Origin of the sequence: Roseimaritima sediminicola (assembly GCF_009618275.1) — a bacterium.
Classification (GTDB): domain Bacteria; phylum Planctomycetota; class Planctomycetia; order Pirellulales; family Pirellulaceae; genus Roseimaritima; species Roseimaritima sediminicola.
Map to the genome: position 1 here is coordinate 41,457 of NZ_WIAD01000039.1, position 12,990 is coordinate 54,446.

General features: G+C 62.8%; 5 protein-coding genes. 2 read left to right on the plus strand and 3 right to left on the minus strand.

Features of this window, described 5'->3' with window-relative positions:
* Positions 1-16 precede the first annotated feature (16 nt).
* Both GE027_RS16820 and GE027_RS16825 read left to right on the plus strand, forming a co-directional pair.
* Positions 17-1,210: a M48 family metalloprotease gene (locus tag GE027_RS16820; protein WP_153558377.1), complete on the plus strand. Its 1,194-nt coding sequence runs from the start codon at positions 17-19 to the stop codon at positions 1,208-1,210.
* Positions 1,207-6,429 carry an AAA domain-containing protein gene (locus GE027_RS16825; protein ID WP_153558378.1) on the plus strand — a complete coding sequence of 1,741 codons (5,223 nt, stop codon included), beginning with the start codon at positions 1,207-1,209 and terminating at the stop codon, positions 6,427-6,429. Before GE027_RS16820 ends, GE027_RS16825 begins: the two co-directional genes overlap by 4 nt.
* A gap of 303 nt (positions 6,430-6,732) precedes the next feature.
* On the opposite strand, the gene GE027_RS16830 is transcribed toward GE027_RS16825, so the two are convergent.
* The 3 genes from GE027_RS16830 to GE027_RS16840 form a co-directional block, all read right to left on the minus strand.
* Positions 6,733-7,944 carry a type II secretion system F family protein gene (locus GE027_RS16830; protein ID WP_153558379.1) on the minus strand — a complete coding sequence of 404 codons (1,212 nt, stop codon included), beginning with the start codon at positions 7,942-7,944 and terminating at the stop codon, positions 6,733-6,735.
* Positions 7,945-7,947: 3 nt separating this feature from the next.
* Positions 7,948-9,642, minus strand: coding sequence for a GspE/PulE family protein (locus GE027_RS16835; protein WP_153558380.1), 1,695 nt, complete (start codon positions 9,640-9,642; stop codon positions 7,948-7,950).
* A gap of 84 nt (positions 9,643-9,726) precedes the next feature.
* Complete coding sequence (locus GE027_RS16840) at positions 9,727-12,519, minus strand: secretin N-terminal domain-containing protein (RefSeq protein WP_162006774.1); 2,793 nt, start codon at positions 12,517-12,519, stop codon at positions 9,727-9,729.
* Between the last annotated feature and the right edge of the window lie 471 nt (positions 12,520-12,990).

Genomic DNA, 12,990 nt, shown 5'->3' on the forward strand with positions numbered 1-12,990 from the left:
GACATAGCCTTTCTTGATGACTCCCCTGCCCTACCACGTTCAGATCAGCGAATACCTGTGGCGCGAGCATCGCGAGATTTGGGACTGGTACGCCAAGCAGCAGCCGGCCGGCGATCAAGCCGAAGCGGTGCGGTTTGAATTGCTCAAGAGCACGTATCGGATCGAGCCGGAGACGCAGCCCGAGCTGTATGCTCAAGCCAAAAGCGCGGCCGAGACGCTGGGCCTGGACGTGCCGATCACGATCTACCAGGCGCAGAATCCTCAAGGCTTGAATGCGTCGCTGGCGTGTTTGAACGACCAAGCCCACATCGTCCTGCATGGACCGGTGACCAAGACCCTGGGCGTGGCCGAACAGAACGCGTTGCTCGCCCACGAGCTGAGTCACCTGTTGCTGTGGCGCGGCTGGGAAGGCCGCTACTGGATCGTCGACCAGGTGCTGGCCGCGCTCAGCTGTGACGCTTCCGACGCCGCCGCGCCCCAGGAAGCGATGCGGCTGTTTCAGTTGTACAACGAGGTGTTCTGCGACCGTGGCGCGTTGGCCGTGGTCGGACAGACGTCGGTTGTGGTTTCGATGTTGGTCAAGGTCCTGACCGGCGTCAGCGACGTGGATCCGGAGAGCTACCTGCGGCAAGCTCGCGAGATCCTCGAAAAGACATCGGTACGCGCCGACCAGTACACGCATCCCGAAGCCTACATCCGCGCGGCCGCCCTGCAGTTGTGGGAAGAGCAAAACGAACGGGCCGACGAACGCATCGCGGAAATGATCGAAGGGCCGCCGACGCTGGATCGGCTGGACCTGCTGGGCCAGCAGCGGATGCAGACGCTGACGCGGCGACTGGTCGATCACATCCTGTCCCCGGCGTGGATGCAAAACCCCACCACGCTGGCGCACGCCCGACGCTTCTTCAGCGACTTTGCCCCCGCCGAGAACGCACACCAGGATGCGGACTTGGCCGCGATGGTCGCCGGCGAGGATTCGATTGCCGATTACGTCTGTTACCTGTGGTTGGATTTCGCTTCGGTCGATCGCGATCTGGAAGAGTATCCATTGGCCTGGGCCCTGACGCATTGCGAGACGCTGGGGATCAAGAGCCGCATGATCGACATCGCTCGCAAGGAACTACGGCTTCGCAAGAGCCAGCTGGATGCGATCGACGGGAAGAAAGAACGTCTTTTGGAGGAAGCCGCCGCGGCGCTGCAGAGCTCATGACCTCGCTGGAGTCATTCCTAACCGAACGCCTGGCCGGCGAAGGCTTTTCCACCGAAGACAGCCTTAGCAGTTTTCTGCCGTTGTTGGAGGAAGTGATCGAGACCCACGCGGCCGGAATGGTCGCGCCGCTCGATGGCCTGGGCGCCTTGCGCGTCGACGGCGTCCGGGTGTGGTTCCCGGAGGACCAGCGGCGTTCTGCCCGAGACGCCGCGGGGCGGTTGCGGGCGATCGAAGCGGAGAACCGCTCGGGCGTCGAGATCCTGTCCGAGCACCGACGCGTCGTCGATGTCGACGAAGGCACCAGCCAGTTCAGCGAAGCGCTGATTGGCGACCCCGACGGCCAGCTTGTTCGTCCGCTGTACCTGCCCGGATACCAGTGCTGGGAGCATCGGATCGGACATCATGACCCGCGGACCGATGTCTTCTGCCTGGGAATGATTCTGGCCAGTTTGGCGTGCGGGTTGGACTTTCGCGATATCCAGCAGCTGAAACGCTTCGTCGCCAACCGCCGCAATCTGTTTCGGCTGCGCGGCGACCTGCATCCCGTCGTCGCTCAGGTGATCTTCCAGATGACCCAGCTGGATCGACATCGCCGGCTTGGGCAACTGGAACAACTGGTGCCGTACCTGGAGAACTATCGCGATCAATCGGTGTCGCTGGATTTTGATCTGGCGATGTTGGACCAGGCGGACGCCTCCCAGGCCGACAGCAAACACGTGGCGGTGCTGAGCAAGCTGCGCCAGCGGCTGTTCCAGCTGTCGCGACGCAATCGCCTGCTGCACTTCCGCCCCACCCTGAACAGCACGAACCTGACCCAGGCTTCGGTGCCGCTGTCGTTTGACATTCAAAATATTCGTCCCAATCAGATTCTGATCTGGAACGATGCCTTCAAGAAAACGTTGGTCGCCGGCAAAGCGGTCTCGTTGAACAAGTACCTAAACTTTTCCGAGGCGCTGTACCTGCCGGCCGCCCTCGATGGGATCCTTTCCGAAACACGCAAGGATCAGGCCGAGTACGGTTTTGCCCAGTTGCGATTGGTGATCGCTTTTCTGCGGTGGTCGAACCTGAAAGAGAAACCCATCCAACGCTTCGATTCGCCGCTGCTGTTGTTGCCGGTCCGGTTGCACAAGAAGAAAGGCGTTCGCGACACGTACTACCTGCAGACTTTGGATCAACGCGCCGAAGTCAATCCGGTAATCCGTTACCAGTTCGAGCAATTGTTCGACATCCGTTTGCCCGAGAGCCTGGATCTGGGAAAAACGACGGTCGATGCGTTTTACGATTCCCTGTGCGAACAGATCCACGCCAGCGAACCGGCGGTGACGCTCAGCAAGGTGGACCGCCCGCGGATCTCGTTGCTACACGACAAGGCCAAGCGGAAACTCGACCAGTACCGCCGCCGAGCTCGGGTTTCCGGGCGTGGCGTGCGAAACTATCTCGATCAACAGTACAGCTACGATCCGGCCAACTACCATCCGCTGGGCATCAAACTGTTCGAGAACAAAGTGCGGACCGAGGAGCTGACGCTGCAGGCGATTTTGCAGCGGAACCCACGTCCCCGACAGTTCGCCGTTCCGCCGCCAGAGACGCCCAGCACGCAACGCGAAAAGACCTTTTTCCAGCTTGGCGGTTCGGACGACGAGAGTCCCTACAGCTGGGATTTCGATCTGTGCAACGTGACGCTGGCGAATTTCAAGTATCGCAAGATGTCGCTGGTCCGCGACTACCAAACGCTGCTCGCACAGCCTCGCGAAAACCCCGCCTTCGAAGCCACCTTCTCGCTGACGCCTCGCGACCAGGAATCCCGCCCCGCGGAGGCTCCGCCCCTGACCGAGCGTCATGACGTGGTGGCCTGCGACCCGACCCAGGCCCTGGCCATCGCCGAAGCCCGCGCCGAGAACAGTTACATCATTCAAGGGCCGCCGGGAACCGGCAAGTCGCAAACGATCACCAACCTGATCGCGGACTATGTGGCTCGCGGCAAACGCGTGCTGTTCGTCTGTGAAAAACGAGCGGCTTTGGATGTCGTCTACGCCCGGCTGCGGCAGTGCGGCTTGGACACGCTGTGCTGCCTGGTGCATGATTCCCAAGCCGACAAGAAGGCTTTGGTCATGGACCTGAAACGCACCTACGAAGGGTTCCTGCAGGACGTCGATTCGGGCGAAACCCACCACTCGCAGCACCAGCGTCTGTTGCGGTTGATGGACAAGGATCTGCAGCCCCTGCGGCACTTCGATCAAGCGATGCGTGCCGAATCGACCGATGACGGCCTCCACACTCGCGGCCTGCTGGACCGGTGCTTGGTCCTGCGGGATCGCCTGCCGGACCTGGACGCGCTCCAGCGCGAACGCTTGCCGGAGTACGACCTCTGGTGGCAGCATCGCGAGGCGATCGAAGCATTTTCGCAGGAGGTCGCCGAGGCCCTCTCCGATGGGGACGATGCCGTCTTCGCCAACCATCCGCTGTGTTGGGTGACGCCACGATTGGCCGACTCGCCGCGGCCGCTGGAAACCTTTGTGACCCATGTCGAAGCGGCCCTGTCGCAGGTCGTGCGGCTGCGGGAAACGCTGGACGATGTGTCGCAAGCCTGCGGCGTGTCCAGCCGAGCCTGGTCGAACCTGGACGACGTGCAGGCCGCGGCCCAGTACGCGGCGGCCGTTCTGCCCTTGGCCCGACGCGACCAATTAATCTTGCTGGACGCCGATAGCGATGCGTCAAAACGGTTTCGGCAAACGCAGCGACTGTGGGAAGAGCAGCAACAGATCGTGGCTCGGGCCCGCGAAATGAACCGAGGCTGGATCCAGAAACTGGGACCGGCCGACACGGCGGTCGCGCTCGAGCAAGCCGAGGCGTTTCAGTTGCGGGCCGCTCCCTGGCTGAGCCCCGCCTGGTGGCGGCTGCGTCGTCTGCTGCGGCATGCCTACAACTTTTCCGGCGACGCGGTCCGCCGCAGCTGGACCCGCATCCTGAGTGATCTGCAGACCGAGCACCAACAGGTCGAAACGCTGCACCAGTTTGCTCACGACAACAAGCGTCGCTTCCATTTCGAAGACGACCTGGACGCCTTCGTCGATCGAGTGACCGAGGCGACGCGGCGGGTCGAAGCACTTTCCGAACCACTGCGGCAGTTGCACGATCGGTTGCGTCACCAAGAACAGGCCGCGGAGCACTTGCAGCGTCTGGCCGAACTGGCACCGGCGGCCGATGTGGTCCGCGACTCGTTGCAGGCCGTGTGCGATTGCCCGATGGATCGTGCTTTGGAAACGTTGCAGCGGACACTGGCAACCGCACTGGAGGAAAAGGAAACGCTTTCCGCCGCCCTCCGCTGTGTGCATTTGCTGCAAGGCGTGCCGCGACGGCTCTGCGAATTGCTGACGCAGTGGCCGCTCGCACCGGCGGAACTCGAATCGGCGATCGCCGACCAAAGCTTGCGGCAACGGCTGCAGGAGGATCGCGGCCTCCAGCGTTTTGCCGCGGCCACGCGCCAGCGACACGTCCGCCAGCTGGGCAAACGATACGAGGGATGGCTGACCAGCAACGCTCGCCACGTTGTCGAATGTGTCAAGCAACGCTTTCTGGAACATGTGCGGATCGCGACGACGCCGGCCCAGAAACTGCAACCCGAGCAAAAGGTTTTTAAAAAACAGTACGCCCGCGGCCGCCGCACTCTGGAACATGAGTTTGGCAAATCGATGCGCTACAAGCCGATCCGGGAATTGATCACCGGCGACAGCGGCCAAGTGGTCCGCGATTTGAAACCCGTGTGGTTGATGAGTCCGCTGAGTGTATCCGATACGCTGCCCCTGCCCGGCCAAGCCGACGATGGGCCGGGCGATTCGCCGGCCGGTGCCGGGTCCGGCGAAGAGGACCTGCTGGACGTGGTGATCTTTGACGAGGCCAGCCAGATCACGCTGGAGGAAGCGGTACCGGCCCTGTTTCGAGCTCGACAGGCGATCGTTGTCGGCGACCAGATGCAGCTGCCGCCGACTTCGTTCTTCGCCACCAAACGCGACGACGACGAAGCCGACGAGGCGTTGATCGAGGAAGACGGCCAGATCATCCAGTACGACCTGAACAGCAACAGTTTCTTAAATCACGCGGCCACGAATTTGCCGTCGAACATGCTGGGCTGGCACTACCGCAGCCGCAGCGAATCGCTGATCAGTTTCTCCAACTGGGTCTTCTACGATGGCCGCCTGTTGACCGTGCCGGAAGAACGCCTGCCCCGCGCCGGTCGACCGGCCCTGGAGGCGGACGCTGCGGAGGAAGCTCGCCGGCACGCCGGCGCGGTGTTCGATCGCAGTATCAGTTTCCACTGGATGCGGCGCGGGGTTTATGAGAAACGGCGAAACCGGGCCGAGGCCGAGTACATCGCTGAATTGGTGCGGGAGATCCTCAGCCGTGACACCGGCGTCAGCCTGGGCGTGATCGCGTTTTCCGAAGCGCAGCAGAGCGAGATCGAAAACGCCCTGCAACGCTTGGCCCAGAGCGACGAAACCTTCGCGGCTCGCCTGGAGGCGGAACTGGAACGCGAAGTCGACAACCAGTTCGTGGGGCTGTTGGTCAAGAACCTGGAAAACATCCAAGGGGATGAACGCGACGTAATCCTGTTGAGCGTGTGCTACGGCCCCGATCCACAGGGCAAGATGCGGATGAATTTTGGGCCGATCAATCAAAGCGGTGGCGAGAAGCGATTGAACGTGGCGTTTTCGCGAGCCAAACAGCACATGGTCGTGGTCAGCAGTATCCACGGCGACCGCATCACCAACGACTACAACGACGGCGCCAATTGTTTGAAGAACTACCTGCGCTACGCGGCCGCGGTGTCGGTGGGCGACGTGGCGGCCGCCCGCCGTGTTCTGGAGAACGTGTCGTTGGGCGCCACGCCGCCGCAGCGGACGCTGAAGATGCCCGAAGTGCTGGCGGATCAGTTGACCGAAGCCATTACCGAGCGCGGCTTCGTCGTCGACCGGGACGTGGGCCAGTCGCACTTCCGCTGTGACCTGGCCGTCCGCTCTGAGGGCGACACCGCCTATCGCCTGGGGATCCTGATCGACGGACACCGCTATTACCAGCAGCGAGACATCGTCGAACGCGATCTGTTGCGGCCACAGTTGCTGGAGGCGTTTGGGTGGCGGTTAACGCATGTCCTGGCCAAGGATTGGTACGAGGACTCGGCCGCGGTGATGAACAGGATTGAGGGGTTGTTGGGTTCGTGAAAAACGCCTGAGCCGTAGGCGCTAGCCTCGGGCGTCACAGCTTGCGTCGGTCTGTATCGCCCCTCCGGGGCTTTGGTTTGTTCGAGGGTTCGCAACCCGGCGGTTGACACCGCCGGCAGGGGCTGTGTCGCCCTCCGGGCTGGTTCTGCGGTCGGGGTGATTGTTGCGGCATGGTCTGTTTGGGTGCCGCCGCGCGACCGACCTAGCTTGCGTGGGGACAGCCTACTTCTGGCTCCTAGCCCGCAGGGCGGCACAGCCTTTGCCAGGGACGCAACTTCACAGGCTGGAAGCCTATGCCACTGTTTAGATCGCTGACGAGCTCTTGATGACGGGGATCAACAGGGCCATGACGACGATCAACACCAACGTGGCCATGATCAACAACATGATCGGTTCGAGCAGTCGAACGAACAGATCCAGTCGCCGGAAGGTGCGTTTTTCTAAACTGTCGGCGATCGTCGGCAGGACCGTCTCCAGCGAGTTGCTCTCCTCGGCGACGCTGATCATTTCGACCACCGTTTGCGGGAAGTAGCCACTGCTGCGAAGCGGCGCCGCCAGGCTTTCGCCCGAGCGAATGTTCTCGCTGGCTTCGCCGATCGAATGGCTGAGCAGTCGGTTGCCGGTCGCCGCTCGACTGATCTCCAGCGAACGCAGGATCGGCACGCCGTTGCCCAGCAACGTGCCCAGCACGCGGCAGAAACGGGCGACGGCCAAGTTCATCAAAATCCCGCCCAGCACGGGGATTCTGAGTTTGATTTTGTCAGCCGCGAACTTGCCCTCTTCCGATTGCAGTTTGAACCGTACGAATACGCCGGCGGCGATCAAAGCCAGCAATAGGTAAACGCCGTACTGCTGCAGCAGCATGCTGAACGAGAGCAGGCCGTCGGTCAGCGGCGGCATCTCGCCCTTGTCGCGAAGCCGGGCGAACAGCGGATCGAATTTGGGGACAAAGAACACGATCAATACCGTGATCACGATCGACCCCACACCGAACAGGAACACCGGGTAGGCCAGCGCGCTGACGGTCTTGCCTTTGAGGTCTTCCTGCAGTTCGGTGAACGTGCTGACCCGGTCCAGGGCGTCTTCCAGAAACCCGCCCTCGGTCCCGGCGCGGACCATGTTGACGCCCATCTCACTGAACACCCGCGGATAACGCGCCATGGCGTTGCCCATCGGTTCGCCTTCTTCGACCCGGCTGCGGATGTCGGCCAGCACGACCTGGAGGTTCTTGTCGGTGGCCTGCTCGCCCAGCACGGTCAGGGCTCGCATCATCGAGACGCCGCTGCGCAGCAGCGAAGCCATTTGTCCGTAAAACACGGCCATCGTCTGCGGCTTGACGCGGCGCGAACGCAGGCGGTCGGGCGAAGCGGCCGAGCGGTCGGCGGGTTTGACGTCGATGGGAAACAGCGAACGGCTGGCCAACTGGGCCGCCGCGTCGCGGGGGTTGCCCGCATCGATCGTCCCGGACACCTTCTTGCCGCTCGTGTCGCGAGCGATGTAAGCAAAGTCTGGCATGGTTTACAGCTGGTCGCCCTTGGTGATGCGGAGCACTTCGTCGACGCTGGTATCACCCTTGATGGCTTTGCTCCAAGCATCCATCCGCAGCGTCCGCATGCCGCCTTCCAGAGCCGCCTTGCGGATGTCCCAGCTGCTGACTCGGTCGTGAGCCAACTGGCGCACCTGTTCGTCGGTGACCAACAATTCGTAGATCCCCATTCGTCCCGCGTAACCCACTTTGCGGCACACCCGGCAGCCGACGTTACGGTACAGCGGCCTCCCGTCCAGGTCGTCCCAGGGAAAATCCTCCGGCAACTCGTCACGGTCCGGCTCGTAGGCTTCCTTGCAGTGCGGGCAGAGCTTGCGGAGCAGCCGCTGGGCCATCACCGCTTCGACCGTACTGGCCACCAAGAACGGTTCGACGCCCATGTCGGTCATTCGCGTGTAGGCGCCAGAGGCGTCGTTGGTGTGCAGCGTGCTGAACACCAAGTGACCGGTCAGCGAAGCTTGGATCGCGTTCTCGGCCGTTTCCAAGTCGCGGATTTCACCCACCAGAACGATGTCCGGGTCGTGACGCAGGATGCTCCGCAGCGACGCGGCAAAGGTCAGCCCGATTTTGGGATGGACCTGAATCTGGTTGATCCCATCGAGCTGGTACTCGACCGGGTCTTCGGTGGTGATGATCTTGTTGTCCGGGCCTTTGATCTCCATCAGCGAACTGTACAGCGTGGTCGTTTTACCAGAACCGGTGGGGCCGGTGACCAGGACGATGCCGTGGGGCAGCCGAATCAGTTTGCTGAACCGTTCGTACGTGGCCGGGTCCATCCCCAGGCCCTGCAGGTCGAAGACCATCGACCCCTTGTCCAGGATACGCATCACCAAGCCTTCGCCGTGGATCATCGGGATCACGCTCAAGCGGATATCGACTTCGCGGCCGTGGACGCGGAGCTTGATACGGCCGTCCTGGGGCAGGCGTTTTTCAGCGATGTTCAGTCGCGCCATGATCTTCAGGCGGCTGATGATCGCGGCTTGGAACCGATTGATCTCCGGCGGGACGGGTTGGGGATGCAGGATGCCGTCGATGCGGTAGCGGATGACCAGGCCGTCGGACTGCGATTCGATGTGCACGTCGCTGGCCCGCGACTCGATCGCCTCGAGCATGATCTCATTGACCAGCCGCACGACCGAAGCTTCCTGGGCCATTTCCGACAGTTCGCTGCCGTCGGATTCGATCTGATCCAGCAGTTCCACGTCGTCTTCTTCGGTCGTGGCGGCCATCAGGCCTTCCACGGTCTCGCTGCCCACGCCCATGTGGCGTTTGACCAACCTGGCGATCTCGCCGCGTTCGGCCACCACCGGCGTGATGCTGTTGCCGGTGGCCGCACTGGCTTCGTCCAACGGGTACAGGTCCAGCGGATCGGCGGTGGCGACGACCAGGCAGCCGTTCTCGCTGCGCAGCGGGAACAGGGCGTGGCGGTAAATTAATTTCTGTGGAAAGCCTTTCAGGGCGGACAGATCGACTTCGGTTTCGCGGAGGTCGACAAAATCCAAGCCGACTTCATCGGCCAACACCGAGAGGGCTTCGCGTTCATCGACGTATCCCAGTTCGATGGCCGACTGGATCACACCGCCCGAGCCGTTGCTGAGGCTCTGGTGCAGTTGATCCTCGGTCAACAGACCGCGTCTGCGAAGGATCTCGCCGGCTTCCATGATCATGATGGCTGGGTCGCTATTGGGCTGGAGGGAAGATGCACAGTGGGGAGGGAGGGAGGAAGGGGGACGGGCATTAGGGAACGGGCATTATCGGCCACCGCGGCCGCCACCGCCACGACCCCCGCGATCGCCGCCGCCGCGACCACCGCGGTCGCCTCCGCCGCCCCGGTCACCGCCGCCCATCGCACTTCGCATCGCTCGGAAGGCTTCGATCCGGCGACGGATCTCATCGGCGGAGTTGTTGTTATTGTTATTGTCGCTGCGGTTGTTGGCGGTACTGCTCGAAGCGCTGCTTGAAGAACCGGACTGGGTGCTGGTGACAACCTTGCCCATGACCGATTCAAGAGCTTGTTTGATGACCTCGGGGTTGACCGCACCGTTGATCGCGATCACGTCGGTCACCTCTTCGGATTCCGCTCCGGCTTGATCGATCTGTTCGACCAATTCGCGGATCTCTTCGAAATCTTGGGGCGTGGCCGTGACAATCAAGGTATTGCTGCGAGCGTCGACGGCGATGCTGACCTTGGTGGGTTCGCTCTTCTCGCCGGCATCGCCACCACCGCCACCGCCCCGGCCGCCACCACCGCCCCGCAGGGCGCGGATGATGTCTTCGGGATTGGGCTGGTTGCCGCCTCGGCCGCCGCCTCCGCCGCCGGCATCCGCCATGCGTTCGGCGAACACGCCTTTGACGATTTCGGCCACGTCACTGGCTGTATTATAGATCACCGGGATCAGCCGCGGTTTGGCGATCGTCTGCACGTCCTCGGGGCTCTCTTCGCGGTCGATGACCTCGAGGATGGTTTCGATGGTTTGCATGTCGACCGGATTGGCCTGGACGATCAAAGCGTTCAGACGGTCGTCGGGCACGATGCTGACCGAACCGGTGGCCGTCAGGATCGGGCCCGTGCCGCTGTCGCCCATGCCGCCACCGCCCAGGCCCATCAGCCCGCCTAGCATCCCCAGGCCGCCGCCCAGTTCATCCAACAATCCGCCTCCGCCGCCACCCATGCCACCGGAACTGTCGCCGCCCAGGATCTGCGTGACCATCGTGCTGGCTACGCCCGCCTTGACGTATTTCAGCCAGAACACGGTCGGCGGCTGGCTGGCGAAACTGGACTGGTCCGACAGCGTCCGCAGCAGCTCTTCAAACTCGTCCAAGGCCAGCGGATCGTCGCTGGCCACGATCAATCCCTGCGGTGTGGGCGTGATCACGATGTCGGCCCCGCTGCGTCGATCATCCTGAGGTTCGCCGCCGTCGGCCGAGGAGTTCGACGGGCCCTCGTTTGCGTTGTTCTCGTTCGGCGAGTTTTCGTTCGGCGAGTTTTCGTTCGGCGAGTTTTCGTTCGATTGGCCAGCGGGCGAGGCCGGCGCCTGGCGGGTGACGGCGGGCTGTTGGGTGACCAAGTGGTAGCGCGCGGCGGCAGCGTCCGAAGACGAGGCCTGGATGGCTGGCTGCGAAGCGTCCTGGACGTCGTTCTCGCCGGCTTCCTCACCGTCCTCGCCAGATTGGGGCTCGCCGGATTGGCCCCCGCCGGATTGGGGCTCGCCGGATTGGGGCTCGCGTTGGATGCGGCGCTCGGGAAAGCCCTGTTGGGTTCTGTTCCGCGAGGGGGTGACCATGCGGATGCGGTTCTGGCGACCGGAATTTTCCCACATCATGCCGGCTTGTTCCAACAGCTCCATCGCATTTTGGCCGGTATAGGGCAGCACGCGAATGCGGTCGGTCAGCGAGCCCAGGGCATCGCTGCCTTCGAGTCGTTCGATCAACTCCTTGGTTTGGCGGATCTGCTCGGCGGTGCCGCGAACCCACAACCGCCCCGTGACCGGGTCGCCATCGACGATCGGGCCGGCCGTGTTCTCCTCGGTCTTGCCGAAGAACTTGTTGATCGTCAGCAGCGCCGCCGAGGGCTCCAGCCGCCGCAGCTGGATCGTGTCGACCTGGATGCCCTGCCCTTCCAGTTTGTCCAGGGCCGACTGGACGATCTTGTGCGTGTCGGGACGGGCGAAGACGATCAGCGAGTTGGAGGCCGGGTCGAGGGACAGACGCGTATCGGGCAGGCCTGCCAGGAGGGTCGAGATCACGTCGAACACGGTCGACGGGTCGGCCAGGGTGATCGGATAGGTGCGCAGATCCGGCAGCTGGACGTCCTGGGTTTCGTCGCCCTCGGTCGTCAGCGGTTGATCCGCCTTTTCGACAATCCGCTGAAACAGCGTGACGGTGGCCGGTTCGCCCGCTACGAACATGCGGTCGCCGAAGGGATCGACGGAGATCTTTATGCTGTCATTGGCGTTGACGCCTTCTTCCAGGCCCAGCAGGGGCCGGGCCAACATCAGCACTTCGTCGGCCGCGCGGTGCTCGAGCGTGATCTCGGTGACTTCCAAGCCCGCGTTGGTGGCTTCCTCGAGCACCGCGCGGATGGCTTTCAGGCGTGCCACCGTGTCGGTGACGACGACTTGGCGCGCCGAAGCCAGGACGGTCATCGGCATGCTGGGGCCGAGCATCTGCCGCAGCTCTTCATCGGCCGCTTCGGGGGTCATCGCGCCGAGCGGAAAGATGGTTTTGACGATGTCCGACTCGCCCCGTCCGTCGAGCGCCTCGGGCGGGACCACTTCGGCGATGTTCTCGATGTACTTCGATGCCAGCGGGCTCTCCAAATCGATCACCATCAACATCCGCCCGCGACGGACCATGGCAAAGCCGCGGTCGAGCAGTTGGCGGTTCAGCTGGTCCAGGGCTTCGCTGACGGTGTATTCCCGCGTCGGATCGACAAAGGACAGCGTGCCGCTGGGAAACCGTTCGGCTTTGAGCGACAGATTGGCTTCTTCGCTGAGCCACAGGAGGACGTCTTTCCAGGCCGTATTGGAAAAATTAAATCGCACCGTCTGTGGACCGGAGGCCGAATTAGCGGAGTCGGGCTCGGTACTGGCACCGGCAGATGAGTTCGATGGGGCCGGCTCGTTGGCACTGGCCGCCGAATCCACAGCGTCCTGCGCGAGGCACCGACCGGCGGGGGCTGCCAAAATGGCAATCGCCAAGGAAAGTCCATAAACAGCGATCAGAGAACGATTTAGCATGGACGGACAATCGGGAGATAGGAGAAGTCGGAACCGGAGCAATCGCGGGAAAAGGACCGTTTTTTATACTAGTCGCCGCGACCAGGAAAAAAATCCGCAATCGGCTAGATTCGCCCGAGAGCGGCTCGAACGAGTTCCCGGCATGATGGCTTGAACCCCGGGCGTCGGCGAAAGTTTCGCAAAGCTCGCAACCTCCTGCCAAAGCGGAGCCCGCCCGCGCGCGCGCCGCAGGCGGCACCGCCCAAGCAGCCAAGACGAGTGGGCAGGTTTCGGATC

What these genes read in the sequence shown, in the direction of transcription:
- GE027_RS16820 (WP_153558377.1), top strand. Translation starts at nt 17, where the DNA reads ATGACTCCCCTGCCCTACCACGTTCAGATCAGCGAATACCTGTGGCGC.
- GE027_RS16825 (WP_153558378.1), top strand. Translation starts at nt 1,207, where the DNA reads ATGACCTCGCTGGAGTCATTCCTAACCGAACGCCTGGCCGGCGAAGGC.
- GE027_RS16830 (WP_153558379.1), bottom strand. Translation starts at nt 7,944, where the DNA reads ATGCCAGACTTTGCTTACATCGCTCGCGACACGAGCGGCAAGAAGGTG.
- GE027_RS16835 (WP_153558380.1), bottom strand. Translation starts at nt 9,642, where the DNA reads ATGATCATGGAAGCCGGCGAGATCCTTCGCAGACGCGGTCTGTTGACC.